Origin of the sequence: Campylobacter sp. JMF_15 NE4 (genome assembly GCF_027737645.1) — a bacterium.
Taxonomy (GTDB): domain Bacteria; phylum Campylobacterota; class Campylobacteria; order Campylobacterales; family Campylobacteraceae; genus Campylobacter_B.
The window spans coordinates 723,256-743,815 of sequence record NZ_JAOVTY010000001.1; the positions used below are offsets into that span (position 1 = coordinate 723,256).

Genomic DNA, 20,560 nt, shown 5'->3' on the forward strand with positions numbered 1-20,560 from the left:
TTGTGCGATTTTTGATTTTTATTTTTGCTTTTTTATTCATAGTGGCGATTTTTTTCGTGGATAATAAAATTTTAAATGCAAAATTTAAAATTTTGCTTACTGCAATTATTTTATGCGTGGGAGGTAGCGCCTATTTTTACGAAAATTTTAGCGCAAATTTTGCTAAAAATTCCCAGCAAATCGTAAATGCCTTTAACGCTGGAAAAAGCGTGAAATGCCGTGGCGAGAGCGTGGAGAGCGCGCATTTTACCTACTCGTTTTCGCTAAATTCCTTCATCGCCAAAAAAGACGCCCCACACCCATACAACGGCAAAATTTACGAGATTAAAGAGTGCGAATTATGAACATAGACGAGCTGTTTAAAAAACTCGATTTAAGCGAGTATTTGGCGAAATTTAACTCATATTTGGCGCGCGAAAAACCACTATTTTTGCACGGCGATAGCAAGATAAATTTCGAAAAAATAAATGAATTCGCTAAATTTGACCTAAGCCCATGCGAAAGCGTAGCCAACCTCGATGACGCGCTAATGCGCCTTGGCAAACACGCCGTGCTTCACATAAGCGAAATTTACGAATTTAGCAAGATTATCCGATATTTTTTGTATCTAAAAAGGCAAAATTTCGAAGGAAAACTGCGCGCGTATCTCGATAAAATCGAAATTCCAGATAGCATAAAAGCCATAAAAGACTATTTTGACGAAAACGGCGCCTTCAAAGACAGCGTCGATGAGCGTTTCATCGCGCTAAATGAGGCTTACAAAATCAAGCGCGAAGAGATTAATCAAACCCTAAAAAAGCTAATCTACACAAAATCTATTTCGCCCTACCTAGCCGACACGCAGATTCACTATATCAACGACAGCGAGACGCTTTTGGTGCGAGGCGGATTTAACCATGCGCTAAAAGGCGCAGTTTTGGGGCGCTCAGCCAATGGGTATTTTTATGTCGCACCCGATGCTGTAACCGCGCTCAAATCGGCTCAAAGTGCGATTTTGGATAAAAAAGAAGAAATCATTTTCGAGCATTGCAAGATAATTAGTTCAAATTTCACCAAAAATTTGCCGTTTTTGAAATTTATAAACTCGGCTTTCGACGAAATCGACGGACTTATCGCAAGAGCGCAAATGATGAGAGCAAACGACTATGAAATCGTGCTAGCTGATAGTTCAAAAGATATAGTAATTAGCGAATTTGCCCACCCTGCGCTAAAAAATCCTAAAAAAATCAGCGTGGAATTTAGGGGCAAAATTTTGCTGATTACTGGCGTAAATGCCGGCGGAAAATCAATGCTTTTAAAAAGCATAATGAGTGCGTGCTTGCTAGGCAAATACCTGCTTCCTATGCGAATTTGCGCCCAAAAAAGCAAGATTGGCTCGTTTAAGGAATTTGAGCTAATCATGGAAGATCCGCAAAATGCTAAAAACGATATCTCCACATTTGCTGGGCGTATGGTCGCATTTAGCAAGCTTTTTGGGCGCAAGGATATGATTGTAGGCGTCGATGAAATCGAGCTTGGAACTGATTTCGAGGAGGCTGCGAGCCTGTATAGCGCGATGATAGAGCGCCTCATGCAAAACGATATCAAAATGGTCATCACCACCCACCACAAACGCCTCGCAATGCTTTTGGCAAAAGACGCCAATGTCGAGCTAATCGCCGCGCTGTATGACGAGAAAAACAGCGTCCCAAAATACGAATTTTTAAAGGGAATTATCGGCAAGTCTTATGCCTTTGAAACAGCGCTTCGTTACGGCATAGCGCAAAATTTAGTCGCAGCTGCGCGCCAAAATTACGGCGAAAATAAAGAGAATTTAAACGAAGCAATCTCAAAAGCGATAAATTTAGAACTTGAATTAAAGCAAAAACTTATCGCCACCGAGCAAAAAGAACGCAAACTAGACGCCCTAACTGCCACGCTAAAAGAGCAAAAAGAAAACGCGCAAAACGAGCTAGCTGCCACGATTTCTAGGCTAGAAAACGAGTATTACCACGCTATAAACGAGGCCAAACGCACAGTTAGGCTAAATGATACCAAAGAAAAGCAACGCGCTATAAACCACGCAAACGAGCTAGTTAAGGCGATTTCTAAACCAGAATTTAGTGCCAGCGAGCCTGTGGATTTCAAGGTCGGCGATCGCGTAAAATACGGCAAAATCAAGGGCGAAATCGTAAGCCTAAACAAAACTATGGCGATGATTGATAGCGACGGAATAAGGCTTCGTGTGCCACGCGATATGCTAAAACTAAGCGGAAATCAGCCAGCCCCAGCGCCAAATAAAATCAGCATAAAGGTCGAAAAACCGCGCGAAGCCTCGCTCGTGCTAGATTTGCACGGACTGCGCGCCGATGAGGCGATCACGCGCCTTGATAAATTCATCAGCCAAAGCCTTGTAATGGGCTTTGACGAGGTTATCGTAAAGCATGGAATCGGCACCGGCAAACTAGCCTACGCCGTAAAAGAGTTTCTCAAATCACACCCAAGCGTGAAAGATTTCCGCGACGGAGCCCCGAACGAAGGGGGTTTTGGAAGCAAGGTCGTCAAACTCTAAAATCTGCGCGAAATTTCAAAATTTAGTGTGAAATTTTTGCTTTTATGATATTTGGTATCAGTTAAATTTAATCTACAATCCACTATAATAATATCAAATATCAAAATATAAAAGGTTAGCGATGAAAAATTTCACACCAAATAGCGAAATTTTCGGCTTTGCTGGAAACAAAGATTTTGTGCCAGATATTTTTAAAGAATTTTGCAAAGAGCAAGTTTGCCAAATTTTTTTGACGCTGTATAACGCAAATCTTGGTAGTGCCTATCAAATCCCGCATAAATTTAGCCGTAATTGCACCAAAATTCGTCAAATTTTTGATAAATTTATCAAATTTTCACTCGCCAAAAACAGCCTAAATTTCAAAAAAACAACCAAATTTTGCCTTACTTCAAATTTAATCATCTACTCATTTTTACAAGGCAAAAAGGCTCCACTTTGCGCGAGCTTGCCAAAACTCAAAGTCGCCAAAATCATCGCCCTACTCCAAAACAACGGCGAATTTGGCATTAATTTCGACGCTTCAAGCGGTTTTAAAAATTTCGTGTTTGACAAAATTTCATACAAAAACAAAAACTGCCAAATCTCGCTAAATGGCGAGGTTATCGTCATACAAAAGGGCGAATTTCGCCTTGGAATTTTGCCCTTTTTTAGGCAGGTTGGCGACGCAAACGGCGCAGGTATTCAAAGCGACATCGCCCTTGCAATCTCGCAAAATTCGCACCTAAATCTAGACACGCTATATCTTGTCTATCCTAGAAGCGAGCATTTTCGTCGTCATATCGAGGTCAAATCCCACTCTTTCGCGCCGGATTTCACTCTCAAACTCGTCCCTTACAGCATAAATAATAAAATTTTTTTGAAAGGATAAAACATGGTAGGAATTATTTTTGGTAGCTCTATGGGCAACACAGAGGACGCCGCAAAGGCGATTTCAGCGCAACTTGGCATTGAAAACGAGGTCGTAAATGTCGCCGATATCGCCCCTAGCGAGCTTGGCAAATACAGCTCGCTCATCGTAGGAAGCTCGACTTGGAACGACGGCGAGTTGCAGGACGATTGGGCGAGCTTCGATTTTAGCGCTCTCGAAGTTACGGGCAAAACCGTGGCGATCTTTGGCATGGGCGATAGCGCTAGCTACTCGGACGCCTACTGCAACGCAATGGCGGAATTATACGAACAATTCACATCAAAAGGCGCTGTAATCGTGGGTGCGGTGAGCACTGAGGGGTATGAGTTTGACGCCAGCAACGCTGTCAAAGAGGGCAAATTCGTAGGCCTTGCCCTAGATAATGACAACCAAAGCGATTTGACGGATTCTAGAATTAGCGCGTGGGTGGAGCAAATAAAGCCAAATTTGGCGTAAATTTATCTAGTTTGGGGGATACTGCGCCGCGAAATTTAGTGGCGCAATTTTAATCAAAGTGGCGAAATCTCGCCACTTTTAGCTTTAAATTTTAAAATTTATTTTGTGTAAAATCCCAAAATTTCGCAAATGTAAATTCTATGAAAATCCTTGTTAGAGTACCACATTTCAGGCTCTTGCGAGCTTATGAAATCCTCTTCTTTAAAATATGAAGTGTAGAGTTTTTTGCATTTTAATATCAAATTTGCCTCTTCAAAACCGATTAAATCCCGCTCTAACAAAACCGAATTTAGCCCGCAGTTTGCGGCCTTGTCCTCGTCTTTTCCACTGATTTTGCCACAATATGCCAAAGCCTTTTTGTGTCCAGGCTCAAAAAACGAAAGGCTCATAAGCTCGCCTTTTTCGCTGAATTTGAAGGTGTGGCGTTGCGGGCGAATGTAGATGTGTGCTACTGGCTTTTCCCACAAATAGCCAAATCCGCCCCATGAAGCGGTCATTGTGTTGTAGTGTGGGTATTTTTCGCTAGTGCCGCTGCTAACTAGCATCCACTCTTTTCCTATGCTTGAAAACGGCTTTAAAACTGCGTCCAAGTCCGATATTTTGGCTTCGTTAAACTTAAAACTCATTGTTTTTCCTTTTGAAAAATTAGGTAAATTCTAGCGATTTTTTGTTTAAATTTGCAAATTCGCTTTAATCTGTCATTGCGAGAAGCGACAGCGACGAAGCAATCCAGAGAAATTTAAAAAAATTTTAATTCACAATAAAATTTGATAAATTTTAAATTCGCTCTAAATTTTACTGGATTGCCACGACGGCTACGCCGTCTCGCAATGACAATAGGATTGCTAAATTTTTTGGTGGGCAAGGATTGCCCACCCTACGCTAAAACTCTTTTTAAATTGTTTAGTTTTGATTATTTTTTAGATTATGAGAAACTGCTACGCAGTTTCGTGGCAATGACAATATATTAAATATTATTAAAAAACTTTTCGTCAATTTTATACTCTTTTTTTTCTTCTAAACCAAGTCCGTATTGAGCTAATTTGTCCATAAATTCATTGCCGTCGATTAAGTCAATCTGTTTTTTACCCGACTTCATAGCTTCCTCTTTGGCATCTTGCGTAAATCTTCCAGTAGTTATAAATAGACCTTTTTCTATATCAGTTGTCAAAGAACCGCGAAAATCCCGTATCGCAGAAGCACCAACAGAGCCACTATATCGTTTGCACTGAAATGCAACATTAAATGTAAAAATTCCATTTAGTTTAAATTTTCCTGTTCCGTCTATGCCGCCATCACCAGTTTTTTTAGTAACCTCAACTTCCACAAAACCACACTCTCTAAGTAGATGTCGCGTAAGTCTTTCAAAAGCAAAAGGGTTCATATTTGTTAATATCTTAAATAATCTATTTTTCCAAGTTTGAAATTCTTCATTTTCTTCGTCATATTCTAGTTTTTGCTCTAAAACTTTATCGTTTTGTTTATTTTCTTTTATTTTTTTATTTTTATTAAATTCTTCGATTATTTCTTGCGGATTTATATTTTCCAATTTTGCAAATTCCGGCGTTATAGACCATACTCCGCGACTACTATTTGTTATGACACCAAAAGATTTAAGATATGTTCTAGCCCAAGCTAATTGATAGTCTAGCTCACTTCTTTGAGTATCTAAATGCGTAATTTCTAAAAAATTATCATCAACATTTAATATTTCAATAGTTTTACTGAATATTTCGGTATTCGAAGCGGAATTCCCTTTTTCTTTTAAAGCTAAAAAAGTGGCTTCTATAAGTTTATCAAATGGATATTTATCTCTTATAATTTGCCAATGTGATTTTTGCATTTAAATTCCTTACAATTGCATTAATTGACTATAAAAGCACAAAAAGGGAATTTGGCAAATTCGCCAAATTCCCTTGAAAAGTATAAAAAGCTAAAAAATCTTAGCCGTTGCGTTTTTTGATGATTTCTTCGCTTACATTTTTTGGAACTTCATCGTAGTGGTCAAATTCCATTGAGTAAGTAGCTCTTCCTTGTGTTTGGCTTCTAAGGTCAGTAGAGTAACCAAACATCTCTGAAAGTGGGCAGAAAGCGTCGATGATTTTGTTTCCACCGCGTTCGCCCATGTTATTTACTTGGCCGCGGCGTTTGTTTAGATCGCCGATTACATCGCCCATATACTCTTCTGGGGTTTCGACTTCTACTTTCATCATAGGCTCTAAGATAACTGCGCCTGCTTTTCTAGCGCCCTCTTTAAAGCCCATTGAAGCAGCTAGTTTAAACGCCATTTCAGAGCTATCGACTTCGTGGTAGCTTCCGTCATATACTGTAACTTTGACATCTTCTACTGGATATCCAGCTAAAACACCGCTTTGCATAGCTTCTTGGCAGCCTTTATCGACAGCTGGGATATATTCTTTTGGAATCGCACCACCTTTAATGTCATTGACAAACTCATATCCACTGCCCGGCTCTAATGGCTCTAAGCGCAAATATACATGGCCGTATTGACCGCGACCGCCTGATTGTTTAGCGTATTTGTATTCTTGCTCGACAGATTTGCGGATAGTCTCGCGGTAAGCAACTTGTGGTTGTCCAACCTCTGCATCGACTTTAAATTCGCGAAGCATACGATCGACAATGATTTCAAGGTGAAGCTCACCCATACCGCTAATGATTGTTTGACCGCTCTCTTCGTCAGTTGCTACGCGGAAGCTTGGATCTTCTTGTGCAAGTTTTTGAAGTGCGATACCCATTTTTTCTTGGTCTGCTTTTGTTTTTGGCTCAACTGCGACGCTGATAACTGGATCTGGGAATTCCATACGCTCTAAGATAACTTTATCTTTTTCGCTAGCTAGTGTATCACCAGTAAGTGTATCTTTTAGACCGACAATCGCGCCGATTTCGCCAGCGTAAAGCTCTTTGACTTCTTCGCGTTTGTTTGAGTGCATTCTAAGCAAACGACCGATACGCTCTTTTTTGTTTTTACCAGAGTTGATTACATAGCTTCCGCTCTCCAACATACCGCGGTAAATTCTAACGAAAGTTAGCTGGCCGACAAATGGGTCAGTCATAATCTTAAATCCAAGACCTGCGAATTCGCCGTCATCAGTAGATAGAACTTCCGCTTCGCTTCCGTCCTCATAAACGCCTTTGATAGCTGGAACTTCGTTTGGAGCTGGTAGGTACCATACGACAGCGTCAAGTAGTGGTTGAACGCCTTTGTTTTTGAAAGCTGTTCCGCACATCATAGGGAAAAATGCTAGGCTTAGGCAGCCTTTTTTGATACCGGCTTTAATCTCTGCCTCGCTTAGCTCTTCGCCTGCGAAATATTTTTCCATTAAAGCTTCATCTGTCTCAGCAACCGCTTCAATCATTTTGTCGCGATATTCTTGTGCTTTTTCTTTTAATTCAGCTGGAATCTCGCCTACTTCTGGTGCGCTTGGACCTTTTGCATCGTCCCAAGTAAGGGCTTTCATAGTGATTAGATCAACTACGCCTTTGAAGTTGTCTTCTGCGCCGATTGGAATTTGAATCGGAACTGGTGTGGCTTTTAATCTATCGCGAACTTGTTGCTCGACATTGAAGAAATTTGCGCCTACGCGGTCCATTTTATTTACGAAAATAATTCTTGGAACTTGGTATTTGTTCGCTTGTCTCCAAACGGTCTCGCTTTGTGGTTGCACGCCACCGACTGAACAAAATACAGAAACAGCGCCGTCTAGAACACGCATAGAGCGTTCAACTTCGATAGTAAAATCAACGTGGCCTGGGGTGTCGATTAGGTTGATTTGGTGATCGTTCCAAAAGCAAGTAGTCGCAGCAGAAGTAATAGTAATACCTCTTTCTCTTTCTTGCTCCATCCAGTCCATAGTAGCAGCACCCTCATGCACTTCGCCGATTTTGTGGCTCATACCTGTGAAAAATAGAATTCTTTCGCTTGTTGTTGTTTTACCGGCGTCGATATGAGCAGCAATTCCGATATTTCTAACACGATTAAGTGGAGTTTTTCTTGCCATGATTTACTCCTTACCAGCGATAGTGGGCAAATGCTTTATTAGCTTCTGCCATTTTGTAAGTATCTTCTTTTTTCTTAAATGAAGAACCTTTTGAATTCGCTGCATCAAGTAGCTCGTAAGCTAGTCTTTCAATCATAGTTCTTTCGCTTCTTTTTCTAGCAAAAGTGATGATCCAGCGGATTGCCAAAGCTTGTTGGCGAGCTGGGCGAACTTCGATTGGAACTTGATAAGTTGCACCACCCACGCGGCGAGATTTAACTTCCATAAGTGGTTTTACATTTTCGATAGCGTCGTTGAAAACATCGATTCCTTTGGCTTCGCCGCCTTTTTTGTCGATTAAATCAAGCGCACCATACATAATCTCAGTTGCAACGCTTTTTTTGCCGTCATACATAAGTGAATTAATAAATTTAGTGATTACTTTGTTGCCATAAATTGGGTCAGGCATAACTTCCCTTACGGGAGCTTTTCTTCTTCTCATTTTATTATTCCTTCAAATTTGAAAATTTTACTCAAATTTAACCAAAACTAAGGGTTAAATCTGTCTTAGCTAAACTATTTTTTAGGGCGTTTAGCACCGTATTTAGATCTAGAAACTGTTCTTTTTGCGACACCTGCGGTATCAAGCGCACCACGAACAATGTGATATTTAACACCCGGTAAGTCTTTTACACGACCGCCGCGAACTAGAACAATGCTGTGTTCTTGTAGGTTATGACCTTCACCGCCGATATAGCTGATGACTTCAAAACCGCTTGTTAGCCTTACTTTGGCAACTTTTCTCAAAGCTGAGTTTGGTTTTTTAGGAGTTGTTGTATAAACTCTGGTGCAAACTCCGCGTCTTTGAGGACACTCTTTTAGCGCAGGTGATTTTGACTTTACAGTCACTTTTTTACGCTCTTTTCTGACCAATTGATTTATGGTTGGCACAGTAAATTCCTTTCATCAAAAAATTTATTAAATAAAAAAGAGATTGATTTTACTAAAAATTTGCTTAAAGGTGGTTGAATACGAGTAAAAATTTGTATTCAACCAAATAATTTGAATTTTTAAAATATGATAGAATTAATTTTCAAGATATTTTTTAATTATATCTTTATCTTTTTCTATCATTTCCAATTCATTATTTATAGTATCCTGTAAAATACTATAATTTATCGGAGCTTTTATCATATAGTTGTAATCTGCCTTCATATTCTGTTTATAATTCTGTTTATAACGCTTACTAACTATTTTATAAAAATTATACAAAGTGTCTAAATTATTTTTATTTTCAAATATATATCTAAATTTTCGTCTCAACTCATCACCTTTTAATTGATTTATCTCTTTTCCTAAGAAGCCTAAAACATAAAAAGGTATAGGAGTTCTTTTGTCTTCGCTTTGTTTTTTCTCTTTTTCGGCTTTTAAAAATAATAAATACATGTTGATTAAATCACTGTGTGTCAAATCCCCGTCCTCTATATATTTTATAACAAACCTAAGTATATCGCTCTTATTTTTTAAAAGTTGCGATTTTTTAGTAAATGCCATATAGCCATCTTTGCTAAAAGCTAAAATTACCTGCATAAATTTATCTAACTCAATAATAATATCATCTATTTTGTTAAATTTTATATCAAACAATCTTTCGTATTTTTCAAATTTTGGTCTATAATCATTAAATTTTTCTTTATTTTTCAATTGAAATTTATCACTTTGTTTTATTGCCAATAAAAAACCAAATTTTTTAAATTCTTCTTGCAAGTTAAAAAATATTTTTTTATTTTTAGCAAAATCTTTTTCGCTTATAGCATTTTGACTATTATTATATTCAACAATTCTTTCATATAAATCATTATCTTTACTTTTATCTAAAATTAAAAGCTTTACCATAACAAATGTATTTTTAAATTTTTCATCTATTTGCTCTGGAATATATTTATTCAGTATTTCATATACAGTATTTACAGTTTGGCAACCATTGACTATTTGTGGATTTTTTATTACAAATTCAATATTGTTATCATCATCTCTTGTTGCAACTTGTTTTGATTTAGTCGCCGTATCACAAATAATTGTAATTCCATTGTTGTAATAGAAAAAGTTATCTCTATCTTCATCACTATCTAGTGTGTTTGCAATCTTTGCATTTATTCCTTTGTTACCAAGATATTCTCTTACATTTTCACTAAACAACATATAATTCTTTTCTTGCGATTCTTTAATCATCTCATATATTAATTTTACAGGCGTCATTATATATTTTGCATCTGTTAAATTTGGCAGATTATAACTTTTTGTATCTATTTGTAATACTGTTCCTGAATTTCTACTTCTTATTTTAAATTCAAATTTTTTAACATTTTCCTTTCTATCACCATAATAAATCTTATGTATATCATCAATCATAAATAATTTTGCTTCAACACGAGCTTTAATCCTATTATCGTTATTTCTAAATTTTTCAAATCTTGTTTTTATAGTTTCCGTTACATTATCATTTGTAATATATAAATATAAAAATATCTTAAATTCACTATCTTCTTTAAATTTATTAAAAATTTCTTTCAATTTTTCCGATCTTTTATATTTATCCGCCAACAAAGCATCTATCGGGCCACCACTTAAAAATTTTTTAGCAACATAATCATCTGATAATTGAGTATTGTCATCATAATATTTATTTTGAATAATATATAATTCTTTGGCTTCTTCAAAATATACATAGCAATCACAACCATCATCGCTATATTCTGTAATATTCTCATCAACGATTTCTTCATCAATACAAAATAATTTTGTCAAAACCCAATAATTAAAAGCATATTCGTTTTTTAATAATTGTGGATTATTTTTACCATATTCTTCTTGCAGAATTTTAATATCTTCTTTGATTTGTTCTTTAAAATTTTGATTTTCCATAAAAAATTCCTTTTAAAAAATTACAATTTTTAAATTTTGTTAAAATTTTCTTATCGAAAATTTTAAACCCTCAATTATACAATAAAATACAAAAATTTAATCCTTCACCACGCTAAATCTTCCGCCGCCGCAGGCCAGCAAGCAAAGTGAAATTCCGATATAAAGGTATAAAATCTCCGCCTCAAATCCGCCGTGTTTTGATAATGCCAAAAAATCAGGGTGCGCTAGATAAAATATCACACCGCACAGCCCAAGCACGATTAATGCGCCAATGCGGGCAAAAAAGCCGATGATTATCATCACGGGTGCGACGACTTCGCCCAAATACACGCCATACGCGATAAACTCAGGCAATCCCTTTGCGCCCAGCATGCCCTTTATACCGCCCACGCCGTTCATTATCTTTGCCACGCCATGCATAAAAAGGCAGACTCCAAGCGTCAAACGAAGCATTAATAATCCGAAATTTGGAAATGATTTTGGCATATAAAATTCCTTTATGGCGAAATTTTAAAATTTTAAAATTTGGCAAAATTCAAGAATTCTAAAATTTTAAAATTTAAAAAAGGGGCGAAATTTCGCCCCCAAAATTATTTTTTAAGCTTGACTTCTTTGTCTTTGTATAGACCAGTTCCGACTGGGATTATGTGACCTAAAATGATATTTTCCTTCAAGTCCTCTAATCTATCAAATTTCGCCGCGATACTTGCCTCGGTTAGAACCTTGGTAGTCTCTTGGAAGGAAGCAGCCGAAATCACGCTATCGCTTCCCACAGCCGCTCTTGTGATACCAAGAAGCACCGGCTCAGCGATCGCTGGCTCGCCACCCATTTTCATAATGCGCTCATTTTCTTCTTTAAACCTGCGGCGGCTGATTAAATCGCCGATGATTAGCTTAGTATCGCCACTATCTATGATGCGGACTTGGCGAAGCATTTGAGATACGATGATTTCGATATGTTTATCGTTAATCGCAACGCCTTGTGAGCGATAGACTTGTTGAACTTCGCTAACTAGGTAGTAATGAAGCGCCTTTTCGCCTAAGATTCTAAGCACATCGTGTGAGCTAATAGAGCCGTCAGTTAGCCTTTCGCCAGCATGGACAAACTCGCCGTTTCGGACCTGAATTTGGCGAGATTTATCGATTAGATACTCAGCCACAGTGCCGTCCTCGCCCTCGATGATTACGCGCTCTTTTGAGCTCATAGGTTTGCCAAATCTCACAGTTCCGTCGATATCAGCGATGATAGCGGTATTTTTTGATTTGCGCGCTTCGAAAAGCTCAGAAACGCGTGGCAAACCACCTGTGATATCTTTCGATTTCGCAGCGGCTTTTGGCGTCCTAGCTAGGATATCAGCGATCGCTACCTCATCTCCGCTAGTTGCAAGAATTTGAGTTTTTGGTCCGATATTGTATTTCATCGGCTCGCCCTTGCTAGGTGTGATTACGATAGCTGGTTTTACGCCCTGTGGTAAATACTCATTAATCACCAAACTACTATGTCCTGTCGCTTCATCGTATTGCTCAGTAGCAGTGTAACCCGGCTCGATATCCTCGTAGCTAACCACACCAGCGCACTCAGCTACCACAGGGGTAGTATATGGATCCCATTGAGCGATTACGGTGTTTTCTTCTTTTTTAGGTTTTGCGATGATATCGTCAAATTTAACCTTGCTATTATCGTTAAATACAAGCACAGATTCGCGTGGGATATAGTGTCTGATAGCCTCTCTGCCGTTTTCATCAGAGATTACAGCATACATACCTTTTTCGGTTACGATATTTCCCTTTTTGATATCTTTTAGACGCTCTAAATAATCGCCTTTTAAGATGAAATATTTGATCTCGCCAACTGCGCCTGATTTGATTTTTTGAGTTACAGGCTCGCCGTCTTGGACGCAAATTTCACTAGCAAACGGCACGCGAGCTGGGATATTCCAGTCTGTTTTGATGATTTCGACCAAACTCTCGTTTTCTTCGATATTATCGCCGTCTTTGCAAACGATATAGTATTTGCCCTCGACCTTACCGCTAACACCAGCTAGTTCGTTTGGTTTAGCCAAATCGTGGCGGCGGATATTATATTTAACCTCATCTTTTTTGCTTTTTACAGAGATATTGACATCATCGTGAGTTACTTCTATGCTTACCTTACCACTAAATGGAGCTTTGATTTTTGGTTCGACCAAAAGCACAGCCGCATTTCGGCGGTTCATTACGATATTTTTGCCATTGTTTTCATAAGTTTTGACATTGTAATATCTGATATAACCCTCATCGCTAGCGATAACCTTATCTGCTTGTTGATCAGTAGCAGCCGTTCCACCTGCGTGGAAAGTTCTTAGCGTTAGTTGCGTTCCTGGCTCGCCGATTGATTGAGCTGAGATGATACCGACAGCCTCGCCTGGTTTTACTAGTTTGCCCTCGCCCAAATTCACGCCATAGCATTTAGCGCAAACGCCCTTGTGAGCCTTGCAAGTAATCGGAGTTCTAATGCTAACTGATTTAATTCCAGCATCTACGATAGTGCGAACCTCTTTTTCGCCAAGAAGTGTGCCCTCGGTAAATAAAATTTCATTTGAAACTGGATCAATCACATCTGCACTTAGCACGCGACCTAAAATTCTATCGGCTAAATTCTCGACCAAAGTTCCGTTTTCGACGATTTCAGTTACTTCGATACCCTCGTGTGTGCCACAATCATGGATTGTAACGCGGACATTTTGAGCGACATCGATTAGCTTACGAGTAAGGTAACCAGCATTTGCCGTTTTAAGCGCAGTATCGGCTAGACCCTTTCTCGCACCGTGGGTTGAGATGAAGTATTCGTTCGCATCTAATCCCTCGCGGAAATTTGATGTAATCGGGGTCTCGATAATCGAACCATCTGGTTTAGACATCAAACCACGCATACCAGCTAATTGGCGAATTTGCTCTGAACTACCACGAGCGCCACTATCAGCCATCATATAGATTGAGTTAAAGCCGTCTTTGTCGTTTTTCATCAAATCCATCATCTCATCGGCTAGTTTTTTAGTCGTGCTTGTCCAAATTTGAATAGTTTTATTGTATCTCTCGCCCTCAGTTAGCAAACCGCCAGAGTATTGGTTTTGGACTTCGCGGACTTGATTTTTCGCGTCCTCGATCAAATTTGACTTAGAATTTGGCACGATGATATCTGAAACAGCGATTGAAATTCCAGCTTTTGTAGCTGACTCGAAACCTAAATTTTTAAGGTTATCTAGGAATTCAGCACTTACTTCCAAACCGCCATTTTTATAGACATAATCGACTAGTTCCGCGATATCTTTTTTCTTTAATTTTTTATTCCACAATGTATCTGGGATAAAATCAGGCAAAATCGATTTGATGACCAATCTACCAGCTGTCGTAAAGATAATGCGACCATCGACCATAGTTTTGATTTTAGCGTGGATATCGAGAGAATTCGCCTCCACAGCGACCATAACCTCATCGACATTGGCAAAAATTTTGTTTGTGCCTTTTGCACCAGCTTTTTCAAGGCTAAGATAATAAATTCCCAAAACCATATCTTGCGAAGGCACAGCCACAGGCTTACCGCTAGCTGGAAGCAAGATATTCATAGAACTTAGCATTAAAATTTTGCACTCCGCAATTGCCTCTTGGCTTAGTGGGACATGCACAGCCATTTGGTCGCCGTCGAAGTCAGCGTTGAAAGCCGCACAAACAAGCGGGTGCAAACGAATAGCCTTACCCTCGATTAGGACTGGGTGGAAGGCTTGGATTGACATTTTATGAAGTGTCGGCGCACGGTTTAGCATGACAGGGTGGCCTTTAACGACCTCTTCTAGGCACTCCCAAACCTCATTTACCTTGCCTTCAATCATTTTTTTGGCTTGTTTTACGGTTGTTGCATAGCCTTTTTCTTGAAGTCTAGCTATCAAATGCGGTTTAAATAGCTCTAATGCCATTGTTTTTGGCAGACCGCATTGATCCATACGCAAATTTGGACCTACGACGATAACTGAACGACCTGAGAAATCGACGCGTTTTCCAAGCAAATTTTGTCTGAAACGGCCTTGTTTTCCTTTGATAATCTCGCTTAGAGATTTTAGCGGGCGTTTGTTTGCACCTTTTACAGCGTTTGCCTTTCTGCCGTTATCAAATAGCGCATCGACAGCTTCTTGGAGCATGCGTTTTTCGTTGCGAATAATAATCTCTGGCGCGTCAAGCTCCAAAAGTTTTTTAAGGCGAGTGTTACGATTGATAACTCTGCGGTATAAATCATTGACATCTGAAACCGCAAATTTACCGCCGTCAAGGCTAACTAGCGGTCTTAAATCCGCTGGTAGAACTGGTAAATTTGTAATCATCATCCACTCTGGTTTGTTGCCAGAATTTAAAAAGCTCTCTACGACTTTTAGGCGTTTGATTATATTTTTTTTCTTTAATTCTGAATTTGTGCTAGCCATTTCCTCTTTCAAATTTGAAAGAATTTCGACCAAATCAAGATCTGCTAGCATATCTCTGATAACTTCACCACCCATTTTAGCCACAAAACCAGTTTGCTCAAATCTCTCGCGCAAACTTTGGTATTGCTCTTCGTTTAAGACATCGTATTTTTCAACTTTTTTAGTGTTTTCGTTATCATAATACGCACTACCAGCGCTCTCTACGATATACGCCTCGTAGTAAAGCACGCGCTCTAAATCTTTCATTTTGATATTCAAAAGCGTGCCGATACGGCTAGGGAGCGAATTTACATACCAAATGTGCGCTACTGGGGTAACTAGCTCGATATGTCCCATGCGTGTGCGGCGAACCTTAGAACTAGTGATTTCTACACCACATTTTTCACATTTCCAGCCTTTGTAGCGCATTTTTTTGTATTTTCCGCAAATGCACTCATAATCCCTTACTGGACCAAAAATTTTAGCGCAAAACAAGCCGTCTCGTTCAGGTTTTAGCGTGCGATAGTTGATAGTTTCTGGCTTTTTAACCTCGCCGTGGCTCCAATTTTTGATTTGCTCAGGGCTAGCAAGTCTTATGGCAAATACATCAAAATCTTGAACTCTACCGTCTTCTTTAATTTCAATTTTTTCTAAGCTATTGTTTTCGCTCATTTCTTTTCCCCGTTTCCGTAAATTTCAACATCCAAAGCAAGTGATTTAAGCTCGTTTGTTAAAACAAAAAATGTCTCAGGAATTCCTGTTGTTGGAACATTTTCGCCTCTGGTAAGTGCTTTATACGCCGCCAAACGACCATCGACATCGTCTGATTTGACAGTTAGCATTTCGCGCAAGGTATATGCCGCGCCATAAGCTTCAAGTGCCCAAACTTCCATTTCTCCAAATCTTTGACCACCAAATAGCGCTTTACCGCCGACTGGTTGCTGTGTAACAAGGCTGTAAGGGCCTGTGCTTCTAGCATGGACTTTTTCATCGACAAGGTGGTGGAGTTTGAGATAATACATACAACCCACATTTACGCGCTCTTTAATCTTTTCACCTGTGCGTCCATCATAAAGCTCGGTTTTGCCATCAGCGTCGATTTTTGCCATTTCAAATAGTTTTGCAAAATCCTCAGGCACAATTCCCTCAAAAATCGGAGCTGCAAATCTAACGCCCTTGCTCCAATCTCTTGCATATTTCAAAAGCTCTTCATCGCTGATTTTTTCTAGCGTTTTCTTAGCGTCCATAAGCTTAGAAACATTTGCGATATCAATCATTTTAGCACGAAGTTCTTTTAGCCACTCGCCAGTTTTTTGCTCTAAAATTTCAGCGATTTGCTCGCCCAAACGCCAGCCTACTAAACCTAAGTGGCTCTCCATGATTTGACCGATATTCATACGGCTTGGAACGCCTAGTGGATTTAGGACGATATCTACTCTTTGACCATTTGGAAGATATGGCATATCGACCTCTGGGACGATATTTGAGACGATACCTTTGTTTCCGTGGCGTCCAGCCATTTTGTCGCCGACTTTTAGTTTGCGTTTAGTTGCGACATAGACTTTGACTAGTTTTACTACGCCACTTGGCAAGATATCATCTTTTTCCAAAATTTCGATTTTTTCATCATGCTCTTCTTTAAGCTTTCGTTTTTCGTTTTGGAAGTGGTTTTTCAAATCCTCATACTCTTTTTGAATTTTCTTAGAGTAACCTTTGATAAACGAATTTAGCGTAAAGCGGTTTGAGCTTTCAAGCTCTTCTTTGCTAACAATATCGCCTTTTTTATACTCTTTTTTATTTAGGCTTTGCGCGCTTTCTAGTTTGCTTTTTGATAGCAAGGCTACGACTTTTAGCATTTCTTCGCGGTCCAGCATTAAAAGTCTATCGTGATGCTCGCGCTCTAACTCTGTCTTTTCGTCCTCATAAGCTTTGTTTGTTCTAGGATCTTTTTCATAGCCTTTTTTGGTGAAAATTTTGACATCGATTACCACGCCTTCCATAGAAGCTGTCGCATAGAGTGATTTATTTACCACATGTCCTGCTTTTTCGCCAAAAATCGCCCTTAAAAGTCTTTCCTCTGGGGTTGGTTTAACCTCGCCTTTTGGAGTTACTTTTCCTACCAAAATCATACCAGGTTTGACATGAGTTCCGATTTTGATAATTCCACTCTCATCAAGGTGAGAAAGCTCTTCTTCCTTGATATTTGGGATATCTCTGGTGATCTCTTCTACGCCGTCTTTTAGCTCTCTGGCTTCAATCTCTTTCTCATAAATATGCACACTTGTGTATTCATCAGCGCGAATCATCTTCTCGCTCATTACGACGGCGTCCTCGTAGTTATAACCATGCCATGGCATAAACGCGATTAGAGCGTTTTTACCGATAGCTAGCTCGCCGCCGTCCATACTAGGGCCGTCTGCGATGATTTGTCCCTCTTTGACACTATCGCCTTTGCGCACAATTGGGTGCTGAGAAAATGTAGTGTTTTGGTTAGTGCGTAAATTTTTCTCCATTGAGTAGTGATCGATAAACGGACCTTTTTCATCTTCGCCTAAGATAAAGATATTTTTGTTATCTACTTTTTCGACCACGCCGGCTCTTTTGGCCTTAATCGCTTCCCAAGAATCCCTTGCGATTGTAGCTTCCATACCTGTGCCTACAATCGGAGCAGTTGCGTATAGAAGTGGAACTGCTTGGCGTTGCATGTTTGAACCCATTAGCGCGCGGTTGGCGTCATCGTGCTCCAAAAATGGAATAAGTGAAGCAGCCACACCAGCAATCATACCAGAGCAAAGGTCGATTAGAGTGATGTCCTCGCGTCTAGCCATAAGGTTTTCGCCGTCTTTTCTAGCTTCTAGCATTTCCTCAATAATCGCGCCGTTTTCATCTAATTTAGCAGAAGCAGGAGCGATTACATGACCCTCTTCTTGTGTAGCAGTTAGATAAACGACTTCGTCTGTTACCTTACCATCAATGACCTTTTTATAAGGAGCTTCGACAAAGCCTAAATCATTTACTTTTGCATAAGTTGCAAGGGTATTGATAAGACCGATGTTTTGACCCTCTGGGGTTTCGATTGGACAAATTCTACCATAGTGAGTCGGATGGACATCGCGCACCTCAAATCCAGCGCGCTCTTTAACCAAACCGCCCTCGCCAAGAGCAGATAAACGACGCTTGTGAGTAACCTCGCTAAGTGGGTTTGTCTGATCCATAAATTGGCTCAACTGACCGCCTGTGAAGAATTCCATAAGCGTAGTTGTGATGATTTTTGGATTGACAAAATCATAAGGCATAAGCTCATCGATATTTCCGCTAATGCTTGCAAATTTATCTTTTATAGCTTTTTGAACCTTGATAAATCCAAGGTGCATTTCACTAGCTAAAAGCTCGCCGATAGAACGAATTCTACGATTGCCTAGATTATCTCTATCATCGATAAAGCCTTCGCCATTTTTAACTTTTATCAAATATTTTGCTGTTTTTATAATGTCTTCGTTAGTTAGCACCGTTACATACTCTGGTGTTTCGTTGCCAAGCTTGTGATTCATTTTCATACGGCCGACTTTTGTAAGGTCGTATCTTTCAGGGTTGAAAAACAGATCATTTACAAACGATCTTGCAGTCTCTTTAACTACTGGCTCGCCAGGGCGCATAACTTTATAAATTCTAATAGCTGCTAAATCGTTTTCATCATCAACGCCTTCGCTTTGTTGTAAAATTTTAAGAGCTTCGCTATCTTGGGCAAATGAGTTGATGATAGAGGCATCGACACCGCTAGCTAGGTCGTTTGCGATTGTAAATTTTTTCTGTGAATTTGCAATAGCGACTAGCTTGGCTTCATCTAACGCGGCAAGTGAATCGTATATAACCTCGCCACTATCTTTATCAAAAATCGCGTCTGCTAAGTGGCGCTCTGCTAAAATTTCAGCTGGGTATTCTATAAGCTTCAACCCCTCTTCTGCCAATTTTTCAGCTTTTTTTAGAGTTAAACGCTTGCTTGCTTGGTGCAAAACCTCGCCTTTTTCGTTGATGATATCATAATCAAGTCTGCCAGCATACTCTTTTGGATCGAAATCTGTTAAGAATTTGCCTTTTTTGACATAGATTGTTTTAATCGGATAAAATAGTTTTATAATGTCTTGTTTTTTATATCCAAGTGCGCGGAAAAGTATAGTAATAGGAACCTTGCGTCGTTTATTAATGCGCACATACAATACATCTTTCGCATCGTATTCAAAATATAGCCAGTTGCCGCGATCTGGTATGATTTGGGCTGTGTAGATTAGTTTGTTTAATACAGTCGGGCTCTCTTCTTCTTTGAAAATAACGCCAGGGCTTCTGTGTAGTTGATTTACCACGACACGCTCGACACCGTTTATGATAAATGAAATTCTATCGGTGATAAGCGGAATATCGCGAATATAAATATCTTGTTCTTTTATATCTTTAACGCCGATTTTTTCGCCTGTTTTATCATCTCGCTCATGCACGATTAGGCGAATTTTCATCTTTAAATTTACAGAATATGTAAGACCACGCTCCATACACTCTCTAATCGAGTATTTTGGCTTGGAAAGCTCGCTACTTACATACTCGATGCTTAGTCTATTTTGAGCATCATGAATAGGAAAGATAGCACGGAAGACTTTTTCTATACCACTATCTGCATTTGAGTTATCAAGATTTAAAAAGTGATCAAAACTTTTTTTTTGTAATTGTAATAAATTTGGTATCTCTATATCTTTTGGGACCTTAGAAAAATCAACTCTAAGACGATTACCTGAATATAAGCTATTTAACATTCTACTACCTCGTAGTTGTATTTTAAGAAAGAAGTGTCGGCGCTTGCACACCGACACACATTATGATTTGCAAAACTAATAAATTTTGCGAGATTATTTAAGTTCGACCTTAGCGCCTGCTTCTTCAAGCTCTTTTTTAGCTTTTTCAGCATCTTCTTTGCTAACGCCCTCTTTAAGAACAGATGGTGTAGACTCAGTAGCGTCTTTTGCCTCTTTAAGACCAAGACCTGTAAGAGCACGAACGACTTTAATAACATTGATTTTTTTGTCGCCTGCATCAACTAATACGATATCGAATTCAGTTTTTTCCTCAGCTGCTGCTGCACCTGCTGCTGCACCTGCTGCGCCAGCTACCATAACAGGAGCTGCACTAACGCCGAATTTCTCTTCGAATTCTTTAACTAATTCGCTAAGCTCTAAAACTGAAAGATTAGAAATGAATTCTAATACATCTTCTTTTGTAATTGCCATTGTTTTTCTCCTAA

14 protein-coding genes are annotated in these 20,560 nt (G+C 39.2%); 4 read left to right on the forward strand and 10 right to left on the reverse strand.

All coding sequences use genetic code 11. The features are described from left to right. Positions 1–2: 2 nt before the first annotated feature. From OFN98_RS03700 to fldA, 4 genes are all read left to right on the forward strand, one after another. Positions 3–344: a hypothetical protein gene (locus OFN98_RS03700; RefSeq protein ID WP_270859204.1), complete on the forward strand. Its 342-nt coding sequence runs from the start codon at positions 3–5 to the stop codon at positions 342–344. Next, entirely contained in the window at positions 341–2,551 is a 2,211-nt protein-coding gene (locus tag OFN98_RS03705; protein WP_270874536.1) for an endonuclease MutS2, read from the forward strand. The genes OFN98_RS03700 and OFN98_RS03705 overlap by 4 nt, the downstream gene beginning before the upstream one ends. Before the next feature lie 121 nt (positions 2,552–2,672). Next, positions 2,673–3,419: a hypothetical protein gene (locus OFN98_RS03710; RefSeq protein WP_270866788.1), complete on the forward strand. Its 747-nt coding sequence runs from the start codon at positions 2,673–2,675 to the stop codon at positions 3,417–3,419. Positions 3,420–3,422: 3 nt separating this feature from the next. Next, the gene (fldA, locus tag OFN98_RS03715; protein ID WP_270874535.1) at positions 3,423–3,914 is read left to right on the forward strand and encodes a flavodoxin FldA; all 492 of its coding nucleotides are present in this window, start codon (positions 3,423–3,425) and stop codon (positions 3,912–3,914) included. A 98-nt stretch (positions 3,915–4,012) separates the two neighbouring features. On the opposite strand, the gene OFN98_RS03720 is transcribed toward fldA, so the two are convergent. From OFN98_RS03720 to rplL, 10 genes are all read right to left on the reverse strand, one after another. Next, a complete protein-coding gene (locus OFN98_RS03720; RefSeq protein WP_270874534.1) occupies positions 4,013–4,540 on the reverse strand; it encodes a hypothetical protein in 528 nt (175 codons plus the stop codon). Positions 4,541–4,881: 341 nt separating this feature from the next. After that, complete coding sequence (locus tag OFN98_RS03725; protein ID WP_270874533.1) at positions 4,882–5,757, reverse strand: Mrr restriction system protein; 876 nt, start codon at positions 5,755–5,757, stop codon at positions 4,882–4,884. Between the two features lie 100 nt (positions 5,758–5,857). Next, a complete protein-coding gene (fusA, locus tag OFN98_RS03730; RefSeq protein WP_270859210.1) occupies positions 5,858–7,933 on the reverse strand; it encodes an elongation factor G in 2,076 nt (691 codons plus the stop codon). 10 nt (positions 7,934–7,943) lie between these two features. Next, positions 7,944–8,414: a 30S ribosomal protein S7 gene (rpsG, locus tag OFN98_RS03735; RefSeq protein ID WP_270859211.1), complete on the reverse strand. Its 471-nt coding sequence runs from the start codon at positions 8,412–8,414 to the stop codon at positions 7,944–7,946. A 74-nt stretch (positions 8,415–8,488) separates the two neighbouring features. Continuing rightward, complete coding sequence (gene rpsL / locus OFN98_RS03740; protein ID WP_270859212.1) at positions 8,489–8,863, reverse strand: 30S ribosomal protein S12; 375 nt, start codon at positions 8,861–8,863, stop codon at positions 8,489–8,491. Positions 8,864–8,998: 135 nt separating this feature from the next. Beyond that, on the reverse strand, positions 8,999–10,837 hold the full coding sequence (locus tag OFN98_RS03745; RefSeq protein ID WP_270874532.1) for an AIPR family protein: 1,839 nt from the start codon (positions 10,835–10,837) through the stop codon (positions 8,999–9,001). A 96-nt stretch (positions 10,838–10,933) separates the two neighbouring features. After that, positions 10,934–11,323 carry a DoxX family protein gene (locus OFN98_RS03750; protein ID WP_270874531.1) on the reverse strand — a complete coding sequence of 130 codons (390 nt, stop codon included), beginning with the start codon at positions 11,321–11,323 and terminating at the stop codon, positions 10,934–10,936. Between the two features lie 104 nt (positions 11,324–11,427). Then, positions 11,428–15,942, reverse strand: a complete 4,515-nt coding sequence (rpoC, locus tag OFN98_RS03755) for a DNA-directed RNA polymerase subunit beta' (RefSeq protein ID WP_270862322.1) — start codon at positions 15,940–15,942, stop codon at positions 11,428–11,430. After that, positions 15,939–20,075 carry a DNA-directed RNA polymerase subunit beta gene (rpoB, locus tag OFN98_RS03760; protein ID WP_270874530.1) on the reverse strand — a complete coding sequence of 1,379 codons (4,137 nt, stop codon included), beginning with the start codon at positions 20,073–20,075 and terminating at the stop codon, positions 15,939–15,941. The genes rpoC and rpoB overlap by 4 nt, the downstream gene beginning before the upstream one ends. Before the next feature lie 93 nt (positions 20,076–20,168). Continuing rightward, on the reverse strand, positions 20,169–20,546 hold the full coding sequence (rplL, locus tag OFN98_RS03765) for a 50S ribosomal protein L7/L12 (protein ID WP_270862320.1): 378 nt from the start codon (positions 20,544–20,546) through the stop codon (positions 20,169–20,171). Between the last annotated feature and the right edge of the window lie 14 nt (positions 20,547–20,560).